17 protein-coding genes are annotated in these 17836 nt (G+C 61.0%); 9 read left to right on the forward strand and 8 right to left on the reverse strand.

The window, feature by feature from the left end; all coding sequences use genetic code 11:
• The first annotated feature begins 222 nt into the window (after positions 1–222).
• Positions 223–1881: a cytochrome c oxidase subunit I gene (gene ctaD / locus P3C39_RS32390; protein ID WP_013525041.1), complete on the forward strand. Its 1659-nt coding sequence runs from the start codon at positions 223–225 to the stop codon at positions 1879–1881.
• Between the two features lie 77 nt (positions 1882–1958).
• Here the strand turns inward: ctaD and sdhD are convergent, their stop codons facing one another.
• Positions 1959–2348, reverse strand: coding sequence for a succinate dehydrogenase, hydrophobic membrane anchor protein (gene sdhD / locus P3C39_RS32395; RefSeq protein ID WP_013525042.1), 390 nt, complete (start codon positions 2346–2348; stop codon positions 1959–1961).
• A 662-nt stretch (positions 2349–3010) separates the two neighbouring features.
• Between sdhD and cphA the strand changes: the two genes are divergently transcribed.
• The 4 genes from cphA (at position 3011) to P3C39_RS32415 (ending at position 8631) form a co-directional block, all read left to right on the forward strand.
• Complete coding sequence (gene cphA, locus P3C39_RS32400; protein WP_275955046.1) at positions 3011–5791, forward strand: cyanophycin synthetase; 2781 nt, start codon at positions 3011–3013, stop codon at positions 5789–5791.
• Positions 5791–6693: an isoaspartyl peptidase/L-asparaginase family protein gene (locus tag P3C39_RS32405; protein ID WP_275955045.1), complete on the forward strand. Its 903-nt coding sequence runs from the start codon at positions 5791–5793 to the stop codon at positions 6691–6693. Before cphA ends, P3C39_RS32405 begins: the two co-directional genes overlap by 1 nt.
• The gene (locus P3C39_RS32410) at positions 6690–7514 is read left to right on the forward strand and encodes a cyanophycinase (protein WP_013525046.1); all 825 of its coding nucleotides are present in this window, start codon (positions 6690–6692) and stop codon (positions 7512–7514) included. The genes P3C39_RS32405 and P3C39_RS32410 overlap by 4 nt, the downstream gene beginning before the upstream one ends.
• 127 nt (positions 7515–7641) lie before the next feature.
• On the forward strand, positions 7642–8631 hold the full coding sequence (locus P3C39_RS32415) for an alpha/beta hydrolase (protein WP_013525047.1): 990 nt from the start codon (positions 7642–7644) through the stop codon (positions 8629–8631).
• Between the two features lie 633 nt (positions 8632–9264).
• Here P3C39_RS32415 and P3C39_RS32420 read toward each other — a convergent pair.
• The gene (locus P3C39_RS32420; protein WP_013525048.1) at positions 9265–9747 is read right to left on the reverse strand and encodes a DUF2269 family protein; all 483 of its coding nucleotides are present in this window, start codon (positions 9745–9747) and stop codon (positions 9265–9267) included.
• Positions 9747–11033, reverse strand: coding sequence for an SDR family oxidoreductase (locus P3C39_RS32425; protein WP_013525049.1), 1287 nt, complete (start codon positions 11031–11033; stop codon positions 9747–9749). Before P3C39_RS32425 ends, P3C39_RS32420 begins: the two co-directional genes overlap by 1 nt.
• On the opposite strand from P3C39_RS32425, the gene P3C39_RS32430 reads away from it, so the two are divergent.
• Complete coding sequence (locus P3C39_RS32430) at positions 10938–11414, forward strand: hypothetical protein (protein ID WP_164920089.1); 477 nt, start codon at positions 10938–10940, stop codon at positions 11412–11414. The genes P3C39_RS32425 and P3C39_RS32430 overlap by 96 nt on opposite strands.
• A 53-nt stretch (positions 11415–11467) precedes the next feature.
• Here P3C39_RS32430 and P3C39_RS32435 read toward each other — a convergent pair whose 3' ends face one another.
• Together P3C39_RS32435 and P3C39_RS32440 are read right to left on the reverse strand one after the other, a co-directional pair.
• The gene (locus P3C39_RS32435) at positions 11468–11992 is read right to left on the reverse strand and encodes a ferritin-like domain-containing protein (protein ID WP_013525050.1); all 525 of its coding nucleotides are present in this window, start codon (positions 11990–11992) and stop codon (positions 11468–11470) included.
• Between the two features lie 550 nt (positions 11993–12542).
• A complete protein-coding gene (locus P3C39_RS32440) occupies positions 12543–12677 on the reverse strand; it encodes a hypothetical protein (RefSeq protein WP_013525051.1) in 135 nt (44 codons plus the stop codon).
• 443 nt (positions 12678–13120) lie between these two features.
• On the opposite strand from P3C39_RS32440, the gene P3C39_RS32445 reads away from it, so the two are divergent.
• Positions 13121–14089, forward strand: coding sequence for a manganese catalase family protein (locus P3C39_RS32445; RefSeq protein WP_013525052.1), 969 nt, complete (start codon positions 13121–13123; stop codon positions 14087–14089).
• Between the two features lie 125 nt (positions 14090–14214).
• Positions 14215–15264, forward strand: a complete 1050-nt coding sequence (locus tag P3C39_RS32450) for a chemotaxis protein CheB (protein WP_013525053.1) — start codon at positions 14215–14217, stop codon at positions 15262–15264.
• A gap of 131 nt (positions 15265–15395) precedes the next feature.
• On the opposite strand, the gene P3C39_RS32455 is transcribed toward P3C39_RS32450, so the two are convergent.
• Positions 15396–15548 carry a hypothetical protein gene (locus tag P3C39_RS32455; protein ID WP_155925010.1) on the reverse strand — a complete coding sequence of 51 codons (153 nt, stop codon included), beginning with the start codon at positions 15546–15548 and terminating at the stop codon, positions 15396–15398.
• Positions 15549–15665: 117 nt separating this feature from the next.
• On the opposite strand from P3C39_RS32455, the gene P3C39_RS32460 reads away from it, so the two are divergent.
• On the forward strand, positions 15666–16154 hold the full coding sequence (locus tag P3C39_RS32460) for a hypothetical protein (RefSeq protein ID WP_275955044.1): 489 nt from the start codon (positions 15666–15668) through the stop codon (positions 16152–16154).
• Between the two features lie 18 nt (positions 16155–16172).
• Here P3C39_RS32460 and P3C39_RS32465 read toward each other — a convergent pair whose 3' ends face one another.
• On the reverse strand, positions 16173–16781 hold the full coding sequence (locus P3C39_RS32465; protein WP_275955043.1) for an EF-hand domain-containing protein: 609 nt from the start codon (positions 16779–16781) through the stop codon (positions 16173–16175).
• A gap of 798 nt (positions 16782–17579) precedes the next feature.
• On the reverse strand, positions 17580–17836 hold a 257-nt coding region (locus tag P3C39_RS32470), incomplete at its 5' end, for a hypothetical protein (protein WP_275955042.1).

Consider the following 17836-nt stretch of genomic DNA (forward strand, 5'->3'; position numbering starts at 1 on the left):
CAGAAGGCGGTAATCAGCCCGCCGACCACTGTCGTCAGAACCAAAGTCCCAGCAATGATTGCCAGCATGGATGTCGACCCTTCAACCGCGGGCACGCCGCGCCCGACCCGAACCTTGGCTTCTGCCGGATGTTCCCTCGCGTCGGGCGTTCTGGGGAGGAACAATCAACTTACATCATGGTTCGGATGCCCTGTTGGGGGATGGCTGAAGCGGAGAACATTCATGAGCGAATATTCGGCGGCGGCTCCGAGCAGCCGCGACGACCACAAGCCGCGGGGCATCACCCGCTGGCTGTTTTCGACAAACCACAAGGATATCGGAACCCTCTACCTGATCTTCGCCTTCATCGCGGGGGTCATCGGCATGCTCTTGTCGGTGGGCATGCGAATTGAACTGCAGCAACCCGGGATCCAGGTTTTCCCCGGGTTAGCATCGATGATCTACGGCTACCAAGGCGACGCGGCCATAGATGCCGGCAAGCAACTTTATAACGTGTTCACCACGGCGCACGCGCTGATCATGATCTTCTTCACCGTCATGCCCGCACTGATCGGTGGTTTCGCCAACTGGATGGTTCCGATCATGATCGGCGCCCCGGACATGGCGTTCCCACGCATGAATAACATCTCGTTCTGGCTGCTGCCGCCGGCATTGATGCTGCTTTTATTGTCGATCTTCATGCCCAGCGTCCCCGGCGGATACGGTCCCGGGACCGGCTGGTTCCTCTACCCGCCCCTGTCGACGTCCGGCCATCCCGGTCCTGCCGTCGATCTGGTCATTCTTTCTCTGCACATCGCGGGAGCCTCCTCGATACTAGGCGCCATCAATTTCATCACCACGATCTTCAATATGCGCGCGCCAGGGATGACGTTGCATAAAATGCCTCTGTTCGTGTGGTCGATCCTCATCACCGGATTCCTGCTGCTGCTGGCCCTGCCTGTCCTGGCAGGGGCCATCACAATGCTCCTGACCGATAGAAATTTCGGCACCACATTCTTCGCGCCGGACGGCGGCGGCGATCCTATCCTGTACCAGCATCTCTTCTGGTTTTTCGGCCATCCGGAAGTCTACATCATGATCTTGCCGGCCTTCGGCATCGTCAGCCAGGTGATCTCGACATTTTCGCGAAAGCCGATCTTCGGCTATCTGGGGATGGTCTACGCGATCGTCGCGATCGGAGCGATCGGCTTCGTCGTCTGGGCCCACCATATGTACACCAGCGGAATAGGGCTGGACACGCAGCGCTATTTCACCTTCGCCACGATGGTGATCGCGGTGCCAACTGGGATCAAGGTGTTCTCCTGGATCGCGACCATGTGGGGTGGTTCCCTTAGCCTGCGCGCCCCGATGCTGTGGGCGCTCGGCTTCATATTCCTGTTCACTGTCGGAGGCGTGACCGGCGTACAGCTTGCAAATGCCAGCCTGGACCGCCAATTGCACGACACCTACTATGTCGTCGCACACTTCCACTACATTCTCTCGCTGGGTGCGATCTTCGGCATCTTCGCGGGCTGGTATTACTGGTTTCCGAAGATGACTGGATATTTGTACAATCCGCTTTTGGCTGCAATCCATTTCTGGACGACCTTCGTCGGTGTGAATCTCGTCTTCTTCCCCCACCACTTTCTCGGAATGGCCGGCATGCCACGTCGCTACATCGACTATCCCGACGCTTTTGCCGGTTGGAACATGGTCTCCTCCTTTGGATCGTATCTGTCGGCCGCGAGTGTCCTGATTTTCCTTGCCGGCATCGTGGAGGCTTTCCACCGGCGACGGGCCGCCGGCATGAACCCCTGGGGGCCGGGAGCCACCACATTGGAATGGGAGTTGACCTCTCCACCGCCTTTCCATCAATGGGACAGGCTGCCGAAAATCAAATGAATCCGGCTGGCGAGCGCGACAGGCGGCGGGATCGGCGCTGAGTTGGAAGGCGCGCGCCGCGCTGGCCGTGAATTGAACTATCGGAAGCTGATCACGAGCACGGCGAAAAAGCTGGCGAGGGCTACTGCCCAGCAAAACAACCAGTTGGCGATCAGCAGGACAGATTTCAGCACCGTGGCGTGGCAATAATCTTCGATGATCGATTGCATGCCCAGCCGCATGTGGACGCAGTTCACCAGAATGAAGGCGATGAGGGCGGGTGCGACATAGATCGATCCGACTACGCGGATGACGACATCTCGAGGCTCTCCGCTCAGCCTTATGACGACCGCGACGATGTAGATGACGAGGATCAACAGTGCAGCAGATGTCAGTCGTTCCAGCATGAACGTTTCGGTTCCGTGTTTAGCCGACCCAAGGCCGCGCACTCGAGCTAGCGGAGTTCTGATCGAGCGTCGGTCAGCCATCTTGCTTCCCCAAACTCACCTGGTTCCGTTGCCCGTAATTCAAGCTGTTGCTGTCCAATGCTCGGGCTCGCGTCACGGACGGATAGTGCGCAAGCACGTTCTCCAGTTTGGCGAGGCGAGCTTTTTGGGCGGTTAGCTCGTATCCTGAACGCCATCCAATCTTCCCGGGTCTGCCAGCTTTCCACAACTCCTGTTCAAGGAGCGAGATGCTGAGGCGGACGGCGTCGATCTCTTTGACCAGCGCGGCCTTCACCAATTTCCGACTCTGCATGGCTTTAGTTCCGGTGGGCAAGGGTGGCGCCAAACACAGTGCATTTGGAAATGTTCCCCGGTGGGCGTCCGGCGTAGAAAATATAAATGCTTCGATGCTGCCCTCAAAGCGGTCGCCACAAGCCCACCCGGCACTCGGCACCTGGGATCTCTGTCCCCACCCTGGTCGGGTCTCGCCTCCAATGGGCCGCGGCTTGCCGGGCTATGCTTAGGAACAAGCAGGCGCATGCTTGGCCCGCCCCTTGCGGCAGGTAAGATGACCAGAATCTGTTATTTGGCCAAATATGTTAAACATGCTTTTTGTTTCTCGATCGCGCAAAAATATTTGCGTTTCATCGTCGGGAACGTATCGATCCTCAAGAAGTTTGCGGGGCTAGTCAGGAGAACGGGCTATGTCGGGCAACGAAATTCATCAAGACGCCTCGCGTTTTCGCACCAGCATCCGTGTCGTGGACGCTCGCGTGTTCCGCGGACCTCATCTCTACAGCATGAGTCCAATGGTCCGGATCCAGATTGACCTCGGGGCCCTTGAGGCGTTCCCGACAGACAAGCTGCCCGGGTTTACCGAGGACATCGTTCGCCTGTTGCCCGGCCTTGCGGCCCATGGCTGCAGCTATGGCGTCGCCGGCGGGTTCGTCCGCCGTATGCAGGAAGGAACCTGGCTCGGCCACGTCGTGGAGCACGTCGCCCTGGAACTGCAGAACATGCTGGGCCACCGGGTGACACGAGGAAAGACACGTTCGGTCAAAGGCAGTCCGGGCACTTACAACGTCATGTTCGCCTACAATGATGAGGTTGTGGGGCTGCTCGCCGGACGAGTTGCGCTCGAGTTGGTGGATGGTCTCCTGCCGGCCAATCTGCATGGCCTCGAGGGGCTCGACGAGATTGCCGAAATGGACGGGCCATTCGATTTCGCAGTGAGGCTGCAGCAGCTCAAGGCTCGCGCCGCCGAGCGTGTCTTGGGCCCCACGACCGCCTCTCTGGTGCGCGAGGCCGGGAGACGGGGGATTCCCGCGGCGCGGCTCGATGACAGCAGCCTGGTGCTGCTCGGCCAAGGCAAGCATCAGAAGCGAATCCGCGCCAGCTGCACCGACCTCACTTCCGAGATCGCGACCGAAATCGCCTCCGACAAGGACCTGACAAAATTCCTGCTGCAGCAGGCCGGGCTAACGGTCCCCAGCGGGGAACTGGTGCGATCGGCGCAGGACGCGGTCGCGGCAGCGGCACGGCTCGGGTACCCTGTGGTCACCAAACCACTGGACGGCAATCATGGAAACGGCGTCAACATCGGCCTCGCAACCGAGGACGAAGTCCGCTGGGGCTTCGAACAGGCGCGAGAACACAGCCGCAGCGTTATCGTCGAGCAGCACTTCGTCGGCTCGGACCACAGGATCCTGGTGATCGGAGGAAAGGTGGTGGCGCTTGCCGAGAGGGTCCCGGCACATGTCGTCGGCGATGGCCGGAGTTCTGTCGCCGAACTCGTCGAGGAGACGAACCACGACCCGCGACGGGGAGAGGGCCATTCTTCGGTGCTGACCCGCATCGACATCGACGAATGTGTCGAGCATTTCCTGTCAAAGTCGCAGCTCACGCTTTCGAGCGTTCCAGCGCCGGGTCAAATGGTGCTCCTGCGACCCACCGCTAATCTGTCGACCGGCGGGACGGCAATTGACCGGACGGATGAAATCCATCCGGAAAACGCGCTGATCGCCAGGCGGGCGGCACAGATCGTCGGTCTCGACATTGCGGGGATCGACTTCGTCTGCCCTGACATTTCCCGGCCGGTCAGCGAGACCGGCGGCGGCATCATAGAGGTGAATGCCGGTCCCGGGTTTCGCATGCATCTCGAACCGTCCTCAGGCCGCGCCCGCAATGTCGCACGGCCGGTGCTCGATCTTCTCTTCAGGGGTGGCAAGGACGGCCGCATCCCAATCTTCGCGATCACAGGGACAAACGGCAAGTCGACCACCGCCAGAATGCTCTCGCACATTCTTCAGGCGAATGGTGCAACGGTCGGGCTCACCTCGACCACCGGCGTCTACCTGAACGGCGAGCGGATCATGACAGGCGATTGCTCGGGTCCGCAAAGCGCCAGGATCGTGCTTCGCGAGCCAGGTGTCGATGTCGCCGTGCTGGAATGTGCACGCGGCGGCATCCTGCGCGAAGGCCTTGCATTCGACGCATGCGACATTGGCGCGGTGCTGAACGTCCATGGCGATCATCTGGGGCTGAGAGGCATCGACACTATCGACGACCTGGCGGAAGTGAAGTCGGTGGTCGTCGAGTCTGTCCGCCGCGGCGGGTGGAGCATCCTCAACGCCGACGACATTCACACCTCCGCGATGTCGCGCGAAGCAGGGGGCAGGATCTGCTACTTCTCGCTGGTGAACAGGAGCGACTGGCCCGATTTCCTGTGCAGCCACGTGGCGGAAGGCGGCCGCGCCGTGACGCGGGAGCGCAGCAGGGACGGTTGGGACATCGTCATCCACGAGGATGGGGAGTCGATGTTCCTGATGGACGTCGACGAAATTCCCGCGACCTTCGAGGGGGCCGCTGAATTCAATGTTGCCAACAGCTTGGCGGCCGTTGCGATGGCACATTGCCACGACATACCTGCGGCAACTATCCGCGCTGCATTGGCTGAGTTCACCACCTCGTTCGAGCATTCTCCCGGTCGCCTCAACGTCTTCGACGGACATGGTTTCCGCACGATCGTTGACTACGCGCACAATCCCGAGGGGTTGAAGGCGCTGGGAAAGCTCGTTTCCCATATGAAGCGCGGGTATCAGCGCACGATCGGCCTTGTCGCAATACCGGGCGACCGCCGCGATTGCGACATACGCGAGATGGGCGCGGTGGCTTCGCGAATATTCGACGTCATCGTCTTCAAGGAGGATGAACATGAACTGCGCGGCCGAGCCCCCGGAACGATCGCCGGCTTGCTGCGGGAAGGCGCCTTGAACGCCGGCTGCGCTCCAGGGCGCATACAAGCCGTCTGTCCCGAAAAAGAGGCCGTCGACGTGTGTCTCCAGCTTGCTCGGGAGAAAGACCTTGTCGTGCTCACCGTCGACGACGTTGAGGCGGTCTGGAGCCACGTGACCGGGTTTGAGGGCGCGGCACCTTCTCGGCGAGGGCCCGATCAGACCCGTGTTCGCCATCTGAGGACTGGCTGATGTGGTCGCTCATCCTGCACGGCGGCGCCAAGGAGATCGATCCAGAAGAGGAGGAGGCGCATCGCAACGGGTGCATCAAGGCGCTTGAGGCCGGTCGCGCCGTCCTGGCCGGCGGCGGAACTGCAGTCGACGCGGTAGAAGCCGCCGGTCGTGTCCTCGAGACGGACCCGACGTTCAATGCAGGATATGGCAGTGCCCTAAATTCGGACGGCGAGGTCGAAATGTGCGCAGGCGTCATGGAGGGCAGGAACTTCAATGTGGGCGCCGTCGCTGTGATCAAGGGCGTGCGCCATCCCATCAGTGTCGCCAAGGCCATGCTGCATGAGGAGCCAATCCTGCTGGCGTCGGACGGCGCCAGGCGTTTCGCGGCCGATAAACAACTGGAGCTTTGCGATCCGGCTGATTCGGTCACGCCGCAGCAACGCGATTTGGCCAGCAAGTCGGAGGCGAAGGATACAATCGGCGTCGTTGCCCTTGACCAGTATGGGGATCTCGCCGTGGGCACTTCGACCGGGGGACTGGACGGCAGCGCTCCGGGCCGTGTGGGCGATTCTCCGCAACCCGGTTGCGGCTACTACGCCGACAACCAGCTGGGCGCCGTGGCCTTTTCGGGAGACGGCGAGCATATCGCGCGAAAGGCTCTCGCCGCTCGCGTCATGCAGGAGCTTTCCGCGCGGCGCGCGCTTTCCTCTGGACAGGCAGCTATGGCGGGCGTTGAGGAGGTGCTGGAGCCCTCCCTCATGGAGGTTGAGGCGATCGGCGGTGAAGCGGGAGCCATCGTGCTTACCCCAACCGGGAAGTCCGGGTGGGCGCACAACAGCCGGGAGTTCGCAGTCGCGTTCATGACCAGCGAGGACAACCATCCGCATGTCTTCGTGCGCAAGAGAGACGAGGGCAGATGACCGACAGGAAGAAAAGGCGCCCCTCCAATGGCAAAGCCGGAACGCTTGTCATTATCGGTGGCCACGAGGACCATGACGGCGATCGCGTCATATTGAAGGAGGTCGCAAGTCTGGTTCCGAACGGGCGCCTGGTCCTTGCGACCATCGCTTCGCATGAGCCGGATGGCTATCTCGAGAAGTATCAGAAGTCCTTCGGCGAGTTGGGCATCAAGGAAGTCGTCGAGCTCTACGTCAACGACCGTCTCGAGGCGGCGCATGAAAAAAAAATAAGCGCGCTCGCAAACGTGAGCGCTGTGTTCTTCTCCGGTGGCGACCAGCTCCGCATCACCAGCCAGATCGGCGACACCCCCATCGACGAGCGGGTGCACGAAATCTATGAAGCCGGAGGCATAATTGCCGGCACCTCCGCGGGCGCGTCGGTCATGAGCGATACCATGATGGTGAAGGGGCCGAACGCTGCGTCCTTTCGGATCGGCCATATTCGCATGGCGCCGGGGTTGGGCCTGCTGCCGAATGTCATCATCGACCAGCACTTTGCGGAGCGGGGCCGCATCGGGCGGCTCATCGGAGCGGTGTCGCAGAACCCACGGGTCCTGGGCATCGGCATCGATGAAGACACGGCGATCGTGGTGAATGGCGAGATGTTCAAGGTCATCGGCAGCGGCGCTGTCTATCTGGTCGATGCAGCCGGCGTCACGCATTCCAACATCGCGGAAGGTGAACCTGATGCCGCCCTTTCCATCCATGATCTGAGGGTTCACGTGCTGAGCTCCGGCGATGCCTTCGATCTCGCGATGCGACGCCCGGTCGGGGTTCCGTGAGGCTTCGATACCCTGATGGCAAAGATGCGGCGGGACAGGCTGACCGAAATTGGCGACGTCGATGCCGATGCACAACCGCGACGCGCTCAACGGTGGGCCACCGTGCAGACCCAGCGCAGGAGTCAGTATGTTTTCAAACCGGATAAAACTCGCCACACTGTTTGCGGCTGCCGCCCTGTCGCTGGCGGCATACAATAACGCACGCGCCAGGAAGGCCTTGGCTCCCCGTTCGAGGGGACGCACTCTGAGGATCGATGGGGTGGACCTGAGTATCATCGAGAAAGGCAGCGGGCCTCCTTTGCTCCTGTTGCATGGCAATGGCTCGGTTGCGGAGGATTTTGCGGTCAGCGGCGTGCTCGACCTGGCGAGTGCCAACCATCGGGTCCTCGCCTTCGACCGGCCAGGTTTCGGCGGAAGCTCGCGACCGGCTCGAAAGCGCTGGTCGGCGTGCGAGCAGGCCGATCTCTTCCACGAGGCCGCCGCCAAAATAGGCATTCACAAGTACCTCGTGCTCGGACATTCCTGGGGCGCGTGGATCGCGCTGGAGATGGCCCGCAGGCACGCTCCCTCGGTCGCCGGCCTGGTCCTCGTCTCTGGATATTACTATCCCTCACCGAGGCTGGATCTCGCTCTTGCAGCACTACCGGCCATACCGCTGATGGGCTCGGCATTTCTTCACACCTTGCTGCCGCTCGCAGTAAGGCTCGGCTGGCCGTCGGCCATGCGAAAGATATTCCGGCCCGGGCCGATCTCGAACGTTTTTTCAGTGAGCACAAAGGAGGTCGCCAGCCGCCCCTCTCAGTTGCGCTCAGTCTGTGTGGAGACAGCCCTGATGCTCAGCGCGGCGCTGTTTACGAAGCCTAGCTATCGGGACATCGACGTGCCGACCGGAATCGTGGCTGGAGCAGGGGACAGGCTGTTCGACGCTCGGCGTGAAGCGGAACGCTTGCATGCCGAAATTTCAGGGTCACTGATGGAAATAATCCCGAATTCCGGGCACATGGCCCACCACAGTGACCCGCAGGCGGTGCTCGGAATGATCGACAAGGTCACCTGTATGCCTCGTCCACCAAAAGAGGGTGGCAGCAGCGACGCGCTCTCGCCAGCTGCGCGCTGACCATCATCGATCAGGGCAGCCTGCGCCTTGTCGTATTGGCAGCGCAGGGTACTTGCGCCGAGCCGGTTCGCCGGGCGTCGCCCATTGCCCCCAGGCTGAGAGCGCCCGACACCAAGCGGCCGAACTGCCTCCTGAAGGCACGGGTCACGCCGGCGATGGATCCGCAGCAGAGATCGCCGAATGAAAGGACTGCGGGAAACGCGGTCGCTGATTTGCTCAGGCCTGCCGGTAGATGTGGCCTTCGTCGACGGTGGTCAAACGGCGCGTATCTCGACTGCGGCCGGACGGCGACCTCGCCGAACCGCTCGGCAACACGATCGAGGCCCCGCGGCATGCGGGAGCGCCGTGCTCGGTGACGACAAGCTCGGGCTGCAATGCCGCAAGTTGCCACCGAAGTCGCCGACGATGCATTTCGAAGCCGTGCACGGGCGACGTGGATAGACGTGTCGTCGGCAATCAAAGTCCCGTCAGCCTCCCGCCACAGAGGTGCTCCGGCGATGGCCGGGAACCTGTGCAACCATAGCCACCCGGTATGTAGGAACGGAACGAGGCAGTCTGCGGCTGGCTCCATCGCCGCCCATTTGTTAGGCGCAACGATGTTGCAGACCGTGACGAGGGAGACGAAGTCCGGTGCTACAAGGCGAACCAATCGATCGAAGGCCGCGAAATCATCAGCCAGAAGATGGCGAGAACAGCCGCGAAGGCAGGAAAGCCGAACGCGAACCAGAGCCGAAACAAGGTGTCATAGCGTTGTGGTGGAGGTTGCTTCGCTGCCGCGGCCTGCATAGCGAGATTGCGCATCTCGATCTGCATCCACACGACTGGAAGCCAGAACAGCCCGGTGATGAAGTAGAGCAGGATCGAAAGCACAATCCACCCCTCGGTCAGCGAATAGCCGGAATGCCAGGCGAGGAATGCACCGGTGACAGGTTGGGCGACGACGGCGGTTGCAGTGAAGATGAAATCGGCGATCACGACGATGCGTGCGACCGCCGCGATGGTCGCGGAATTTCCGGTCCGGTGAGCGAGCAGCATGAAGAAGGCGATGCCGGCGCCGGTGCCCAGCAGCACGGCCGCGCCGACGACATGCAGGAACTTGAGCATGAAGTAGGTCATCAGCGTTCCTCCAGGACCGCCAGCGCGACAAAATGCAGAACCAGGATCGGCAGGATCTTCAGGAATGGGCCGAGCGGCTCGTTCCACAGTTCTGGTCGCAGCATGGTCCCCGCGATCGCATAGAAAAGAGCCACCGCAATCGCCCCGAACAGCCCCAGCCGACTGGTCGGTCGCCAGGCGATCAACGCGCCGACCGCCATGTCGGCCAGCGCTCCGGCGATGACCGCCGGTTCCGCCAGCGGACCGATGGCCGTGCCGACCAGCAAGTCGACCCCGCGGCGCCAGCCGGTGGTCACGGAAATGATGCCGGTCATGATCCAGAAGAAGGGCAGGACAGTAAAGATCGCCGGCTTGACAAAATAGAGACGGGCGAACCATCGCTCCTGCACCGTCGCGGGATTGAGCTTTAGCGCCGCTTCGAGGCTGGATGGTTGGATCCCTGTCGCTGTGATCCACGCCTGCGGGTCGCCGACAGCGCCCCGCACGATTTCCTTGGCCGCATTGCTGCGCATCGGCGGTCGCCAGCCGAGCAGAGCCGCCGCATCGCCGACCCGGTACAGGCCGGCCGCGACGCTACCGGGCAGAGTGAACTCTCCAGCCGGTCTCGACCCGAGCCAGCGGCGGTAGAGGCCGACCACCTTGCTCATCGGCAGCGCTTCAGGTCCGGCAAGGTCAAGCGCAAGGTGCGATGCGCTATCGGGCCGGAGAAAATGCAGGACAGTGGCGATCACGTCATCCAACTGTACGACCTGAAGCCGACCCGTGCTGGGCATCACCGGCAACAGTGGCAATGCGGCCAGTCCGCGAAACAGCGCACTGGCGCCGAACGCCGGCCGGCCCAGCACGACCGACGGGCGCAGGATGACCCAGTCCAAATCGCGCGCCATCAACGCCTGGTCGCCAGCCAGCTTGGTGGCCGAGAAGGCGGACGGCTGCAGCCGATCGACCCCGATTGCCGAGAAGTGAATGACTTTTCTCACGCCTGCCTGCTCACAGGCGGCAAAGAGGGCCGATGCGCCGCCCGCATGCACTCCGCCAGTGCTTTCTTGCGTGCTGTCCTGCAGCACGCCGGCGCAGTTGACGACTGCATCGACGCCTATGAGGTGCGGGCTCCAGTCCTGCGTCCGCAGCGCCTTTGCCATGTCTAGCAAGACAGGCGGCAAGCCGGTGAAGGGCGCAGTGCCGGCACGATGCAGCACGCGAACGATTTCATATCCATCGGCGGCCAGGCGCGCGCAAAGCGAAGCTCCAATCAGACCCGACGCGCCGGTGACGAGAACCCTCACCTGGCACCTGAAAACTGCAGTGACAGTCGCGCCTCATCCTGTCTGCACGCGGAGCCGGACGAAACAGCGGTGTCGCTGCGATCGGGCCGCACGATCGAGCGATTCCGCGCGCCTCGCCGAGGGCAGATGGAAGCGAGCGTCGCGGCGCTGCTGGCGCGTCCGGCCAGAGCTCCGACAGTTTCGAGCAACGATATCGAGCGGAAGCTCGGGTTGATTGTTCCTTTGGTTTCTACCATGGGCGCTGATCCCAAGCTGCCACGGATGTTCCTGCAACCATTCATGGGCAAGGCGAGTTGTTCGCGCAGGAATGATCGCCTCGGACGGTTCGGTGCAACGACCGTATCAACTATTTGCTCATGCACGCAGCGCCAGCCAACCTGATCGACGGTGTCGATGGACTCGATCTCCCTCCCGCCCAACGCGTTCAGCTAGATCTAAGCGGCATCTTGCAGCGCCCTTTCATTTACGTTGGTTTCTCCAAGCTGCGTCAACGCCTCGTCCGTTGCCTTCTCTTCGTCGAGCGTCTGCTGCAGCAGCGGAACCGCGTCATTCAAGCCGAGCAGCCTTGCCCAGGTTACCAATGTCCTATAACGGGCGATCTCATAATGCTCGACGGCCTGGGCAGCGGCAACAAGCCCGGCGTCGAGGGCCGGCGCCGCCTGGAACTCCTCCAGTATCTCCCCGCCCTCCTCAATGATGCCGTCGATCGCGGGACAGGTCTTGCCCTGCGCGCGCTTGCCGAAAATCTCGAACACCTGCTGCAGCCGCTCAACCTGACCCTCAGTCTCGTCGCGGTGCTTCTCGAACGCGGCGGTCAACTCTTGCGATTCGGGACCCCTGGCCATTTTCTTGAGGGCACTTAAGATCTTACGCTCCGCGTAGTATATGTCCTTCAAGGCTTCGTAAAATAGATCTTCCAGGCCCTTTGTGCTGCTCTGGGCGCTTTTCTTCGTCGCCATCTCCATGTCCCACTTCGAGTTCAATGCTTCGCGGCATATGCAGCTCTAACAACCAAGGCCATCGGTTGTTCCTCGCCCTCAAAGACATGGTGGGAACACGAGCAAGGACCGTGATCTCGCTCCGTTCTGGTCGGCACAACCGGCGCCATGTCGCCTCTGCGCCTGGCTAGCCTCGCGGCCGCTTGTCAAGCCGCCTGCCGCGCCTTAACCGGCGTTCTCGCCTATCGAAGTCGATTGCTGGTCACGCTTTCGCCGATCAATGTTGATAAGACGGCGGTCGGGGCCCGCGGCGCCGGAACGACCTCTTCAGCGTTTTGTGGGCAAGCTGCTGTGAGACCAGATCGCGCGCTTTTCGGCACATATTGCAAGCCACAATGGTCGCTCGGCTGCCTCTGCCGGTCTAAACGGGACCCGGCCCGCGGCATGCCCGGATGGTTGAAGCGGATTGTTGAAAAGGTGTGTCGGGGTGAACTAGATCATCCGCCGCCATCGGTTGCGACGATCGAGCGACGATTGCTCCTACCGGCCGCCCGACCGCCGTTTCGCTTCTTCATCGATCCTGCGACCTGAGAATCTTGAGTGCCTCGTCCTTGGTGAGGCCGCACTTTCGGGCAAAGTAGTTCGCTTCGATGGCCCTTTCGCGATCCGTCCGAGACGCGGTGTTCTGCTTGGCCTTCTTGCCCATCGATGCTATCGCCTCGATTATATCGCCTGCTGGTGATCAAGCGCCTACGCCGTGGGAGGGCTCACGCGGGGATCGGGTCACCAATCTTGCAGCTCCGCTGCCTGGCTCGAACTGTGGTTTGGCGCCTGGCGCCGGACTTTGCTGTGGCCATTCGGGATCTGTCATCCCATCGCTGTGACCTGCAGACGAATGCAGAGCCTCAGCAGTTTTTTCGCCGCTTTCATCGTGGGTTAGTCCCGACAACATGTTCGTTCCAGTACCCGGAGGAAAACGTGCGCGACCAGTCTTTTCCCATCTGGAGGCGCTCATTGATGTGCGTCCCGACACGAATTTCACCCCTAGCGCGCCATGGCCTCGCGGATCGGCCACTGCGTCACTCGATGCAATATGGAACAATCCTCGCAGGCGGATGTTGGGCAACCCAACCCCCTGGAGGATTGCCAATGTTCATGCACAACAAGCGCCTGCAATACACCGTCCGCGTTTCGGAGCCTAATCCCCGCCTGGCCTGCATGATCATGGAACAATTCGGTGGCGCCGATGGTGAGCTTGCCGCGGCGATGCGCTATTTCACGCAAGGCCTCGGCGAGGATGATCTTGGCCGTCGCGACATGTTGCTCGACATAGCCACTGAAGAACTCAGCCACCTTGAGGTGGTGGGATCGATCGTCACCATGCTGAACAAGGGGCTCAAGGCACAACTTGCCGAAGGCCAGATGAAAGAAGCGGACCTTTATGTGATGATCGGCGCCAGCGGTACGACAGCCAAGGAATCCATCCTGTTTGGCGGTGCTCCCGCGCTGTGCGACTCAGCCGGCGTTCCCTGGACCGCGGCCTATGTCGACTCACGCGGTGAACCTACCGTGGATTTGCGGTCGAACATCGCCGCTGAAGCGCGCGCCAAGATCGTTTACGAACGCCTCATCCACATCACCGATGATCCGGGCATCAAGGACGCGCTCGGCTTCCTGATGACACGCGAGATCGCTCATCAAAAGTCATTTGAGAAAGCACTCTACGCCATCGAAAACAATTTCCCGTCAGGCAAGCTCCCGGGCATCGAGAGGTACGCCAGCATGTACGTCAACACCTCTCAAGGTGACGGCGATACCAATGGTCCATGGAATTCCGGCGAAGAGTGGGATCGGATCGATGACCTTGAAGAGGTGATGCCCGTCGACGGCGGAGACGGCTTGGCAACCGTCAAAATGGGCGCCAGAGACATGAAGGTGGTGGCCAAGATGGCCGACCGTACTCTTTCTGATCCGGCGTCCGATCCGATCACGGGCGCTGATCTAGGTGCCGGTCCGGGAGCTGGCCGAACCAAGAACGCGGATTTTGGCGGCGCGGCAAGCATTCAGGAGGCCCCGGCCGTGGCCGAGGCTGCTGTCAAACGCGCACGTAAGCGTTAGTTTGGACTGACCTCATTGCGGGCAACTATGTTCGGGTCAGGAAGCTAACGACGAAAGCAGGGCATCCGACTGGCAGCAGCGGACTGGCCGGAGTGCTCGCTATTTGTTGAGTGGGTGAAGCACATATGGCCACCGCCGCACCACGATCAGAGTCGGAACATGCGGGGCAGTCGGAGAAGGTCCGTGCCTACGGTTGCGAGAACCGGTGCATTGTCGCAATCGGAGCCTCGGCGGGGGGCCTCGACGCGCTGAAGAGACTTGTCAGGGATATTTCGCCGGACATTCCGGCGGCCCTCCTCATCGTACAGCACGTCGGTCTCACGAGTTACCTCGGCGACATTCTCGGTCGCGCTGCCAACATGCCGGTAGCGAATGCCGCCAGCGGCACGAAGGTCAGAAACGGGCACATCTTCGTTGCACCGCCCGGAGCTCACCTGCTTTTACATGATGATCACATGCTGCTGCGGCGCGGGCCGCGGGAGAATTTGGCGCGCCCTGCCATCGATCCCCTTTTTCGATCAGCGGCCTGCAGCTTTGGCGGCAGCGTGATTGGTGTCGTGCTCACGGGCAGCCTCTCCGACGGGACCGCCGGCTTGCGCGCCATCAAGATTTGCGGAGGGGTCAGCGTGGTCCAAGATCCCGACGACGCTGCAGTACCCGATATGCCGCTGAGCGCCTTGCAGAATGTGGAAGTCGACCATTGCGTCGCCCTGTCCGAAATGGCTGGCCTGTTGCGCAGGCTTGCGTCCGAACTCGCAGGGCCGACACCAGAAATCCCGCCTGTCATCCGCCTTGAGGCTGCGATTGCTGCTCAGGAGCACAGCACAATGGAACAGACAGAACGCCAGCTTGGCATCCCCTCGATATTTGTCTGCCCCGAATGTCACGGACCGCTTTGGGAGATCGAAGACGGGCCGATTACCCGTTACCGTTGTCACACCGGACATGCATTCGGAGCGGACGTTTTGATGCAGGCCCAGGCGGACGATGCGGAACAGGCCCTTTGGAGCCTTCTAAGAGCGCACCAGCAGCGGGCCGAGTTGGCGAAACGGACGGCGAAACGAGAAGCCGCTCGGGAAAGACATAGCTTGGCCAGCCAAATGGCTACGCGGGCCGCGGAACACGAAGCCGACGCGAAGCTTATTGAAGAAATTATCCATCGTCGAAGGCCGTGACAAAACATACGCCCCGACAACCATGAACTTATTTCGGTCCGGGGCTCACGGTTACCGGGTTGGCGGCGTCACTTGCCGGAGACCATGATCCCACAGAGACAGCAAGGGTGTCGGCAAAGAACGATATTAGGTCACATCAGCGTCAGGCGGACGTCGCGCAGGGCATTCAACAGAAATTCCGAACCATCTCCACCCCGCTCCAAAACGCCAACTTCAGCAGAAATGCTGGGAATTGCCAAGCCTCGGCTATCCGGAACAAAATACCCGACAGCAGCTTTGGCCACGAGCTAACGCTCGTGTCGCGGGTTCACCAATTGAAGTATGGCGCCGCCGACGAATGCGGCCTCGGCCGCCTGGAGAAACCCGATGTTTACAGATAAGATTGCTGCAAGAGGTCTGCAATGCTGGTCGAGCAATATGTCGAATCCAGAAAAAGGCGACATGACGTCATTTCTACCTCGACGGCAGAAGCCGCCATTCGGGAGGGTGCTCCCGAATGGGCAGATTTCCGGAAGAGCCTTTCAGATAATTGCGGGAAACCGTGTGCAAAAATCGCACACGAAAGTTTCTTTTTTCGTTCCCACGACACTGCAGCCGACAGTCATTCGGACATTGCCGACGACATTGGCCGCTTTTTCGCCGACGTTCGCTGCGTTATCCGTGGGGCCGCAATGTCGCCGCCAATTCCCCTGGGGTTCCTGGAAGCTTTTCGAACTTTCTGGGTCGCGCGGCAGCCCAAATTGCGGGTGCTCATGGACAAAGTAGGATTGATTCGGCTTTCCATGGCTTTGAAGGATCAACCCCCTGGCACGTCGCGCCCGATAGCGCAACGCCATTACTTCCACCCGCTCGCGCTCGACGCCGCCCGCTCGCCGCTCCGTCTGAAGTAAGTCCTCACCTCTAAACAGCTACGGCATGTCTTCGCTGTTTTGGCCATGCATGTTGGAGCCGTGCATGAAGGACTGGATTTCGTCCAGATCGATCTTGCCATCACCATTCTCGTCGATGTTGCTGAAGATCCTGCCGACCCCGCCTTCAACCTCGTTCTGGGACAATGAACCGTCGCCATCCGTGTCCAACAGTCCAAACACCAGTCGCATGCCGGCACCGCGCATCATTTGGTGACCACGGTGTCGAGCCATTCTGTGTCCTCTGCCCCAGTCGCCACGATTTAGCCAATGGTCGCCATGACGGCTAGATTCATCGGGGCGGTCAGCATCCTTGATGTGGCCGTCCTGGTTCATGTAGCGATCTTCCTCATCGCGGAAACCTTCCTCAGAACCGCGATCCTGCTTCATTCTCTCCCGGACCGCTTGCTCAACCATCTGGCGGATCATTTCGCGTGTTGGTCCGTCCGCTTGTCGGTTGATATCCGGCAACTGCCCGCCAACCGGCTGTTCGGTGGCCGGAGGGGGTGCGGGTGTCGAGGGGGCCGGTGTTCCGCTTGTCTGGGCCAACGCGGGGAAGGTCAGAGCTATGAAAGCGGCCGCGGCCGTCGTGACGTGTGAATGTCTCATGGCGTGCTCCATCTATCGCACCTGCTTGCTTGGAAGGCCAAACTGGAGCTCGATCTGTTTGTTCCCTGAGGGGACTAGGTTCCGGCGAAGGCAAGCTGCTCGTGAGCCCTTGGGCCAAGCCTCGAATGCCTGTGATTAATGAAGCGGCTAGTTCGGCTTCCGCAATGCGTCAAACGATTGCCCCGGCCATCGCCGCGATTGGGCGGTCAAGGGAATTCAGCACCGGGGCCCCAAAGCAGATGATCCCGTCCGCAACCTGCTGGTCGTCGCAGCTGAAGCCATTCGTGCGGATATCGCGCATTTCAGCAATGAGGTCGTCAATAGTTTGCACGCTTTCTGTGTTCGAGGCTCGGGAAGACCATCGGCATAGAGCCGCCGTACTTCGAAATCGCTCATCTGGCTGAGAAAGGCTTTGCCGGTGGCCGTAAAGGCTGCGGGCAAACGCATTCCTGGACGGAACTGGATCAGCGAATGGCTAACGCTCGAATTGCGTGCGGCGAGATAGAAGACCTCTCTCCCTTCGAGGACCGAAAGGATAATTGTTGCCCCCGGGCAACTCCGTCTCGCCAACTCCGTCGCCACGTCGGATTGCTGGGCAAAGGCGTTCGACCATCGCATGACGGGGGGCCTAACTGGAAGGTCTGGTCGCCGCGGCGTATCAAGAGCTCCAAGTGTACGCCGAGCGTCGAACATAGCGCATGCGCGGAAGAACGCGCGATTCCATGCTCGCGAGCCAGATCCGATAGCGTTGGGAAGTTCGTGATCTCGCGACGATGTCCAAGATACGCACCCCACGGTTCAGGGCAGGGGGAAGGGCCGCTTTCGCGCCTCGTTTTGATTGATCTCGGTGTCAGCCATGGCTCCTCCCAAGCGCGTCAGGCCTAAACCTTGAGGTGACAGGGCCGCAGAGATAGCGAGCCATCGGGCAAAAATCGAAAGGTCGGAAGGGTTGCCGTACGGGTTTACCAAGGCAACGACGCTAGGTCTGTTCGCGGACGGTGGAACAAAAACCGCGCTGTCGAGATTCGGTCGTTGCACTGTTCCCATTGGGTGCT

Source organism: Mesorhizobium sp. XAP4 (assembly GCF_029269325.1).
Taxonomy (GTDB): Bacteria; Pseudomonadota; Alphaproteobacteria; order Rhizobiales; family Rhizobiaceae; genus Mesorhizobium; species Mesorhizobium ciceri.

Excerpts from the sequence above, each read along its gene's own strand:
- P3C39_RS32405 (WP_275955045.1), top strand. The coding sequence starts at position 5,791 with ATGTGGTCGCTCATCCTGCACGGCGGCGCCAAGGAGATCGATCCAGAA.
- sdhD (WP_013525042.1), bottom strand. The coding sequence starts at position 2,348 with ATGGCTGACCGACGCTCGATCAGAACTCCGCTAGCTCGAGTGCGCGGC.
- P3C39_RS32415 (WP_013525047.1), top strand. The coding sequence starts at position 7,642 with ATGTTTTCAAACCGGATAAAACTCGCCACACTGTTTGCGGCTGCCGCC.
- P3C39_RS32435 (WP_013525050.1), bottom strand. The coding sequence starts at position 11,992 with ATGGCGACGAAGAAAAGCGCCCAGAGCAGCACAAAGGGCCTGGAAGAT.
- P3C39_RS32450 (WP_013525053.1), top strand. The coding sequence starts at position 14,215 with ATGGCCACCGCCGCACCACGATCAGAGTCGGAACATGCGGGGCAGTCG.
- P3C39_RS32445 (WP_013525052.1), top strand. The coding sequence starts at position 13,121 with ATGTTCATGCACAACAAGCGCCTGCAATACACCGTCCGCGTTTCGGAG.
- P3C39_RS32460 (WP_275955044.1), top strand. The coding sequence starts at position 15,666 with ATGCTGGTCGAGCAATATGTCGAATCCAGAAAAAGGCGACATGACGTC.
- P3C39_RS32430 (WP_164920089.1), top strand. The coding sequence starts at position 10,938 with ATGCAGCACGCGAACGATTTCATATCCATCGGCGGCCAGGCGCGCGCA.
- P3C39_RS32420 (WP_013525048.1), bottom strand. The coding sequence starts at position 9,747 with ATGACCTACTTCATGCTCAAGTTCCTGCATGTCGTCGGCGCGGCCGTG.
- P3C39_RS32465 (WP_275955043.1), bottom strand. The coding sequence starts at position 16,781 with ATGAGACATTCACACGTCACGACGGCCGCGGCCGCTTTCATAGCTCTG.
- ctaD (WP_013525041.1), top strand. The coding sequence starts at position 223 with ATGAGCGAATATTCGGCGGCGGCTCCGAGCAGCCGCGACGACCACAAG.
- P3C39_RS32440 (WP_013525051.1), bottom strand. The coding sequence starts at position 12,677 with ATGGGCAAGAAGGCCAAGCAGAACACCGCGTCTCGGACGGATCGCGAA.
- P3C39_RS32410 (WP_013525046.1), top strand. The coding sequence starts at position 6,690 with ATGACCGACAGGAAGAAAAGGCGCCCCTCCAATGGCAAAGCCGGAACG.
- cphA (WP_275955046.1), top strand. The coding sequence starts at position 3,011 with ATGTCGGGCAACGAAATTCATCAAGACGCCTCGCGTTTTCGCACCAGC.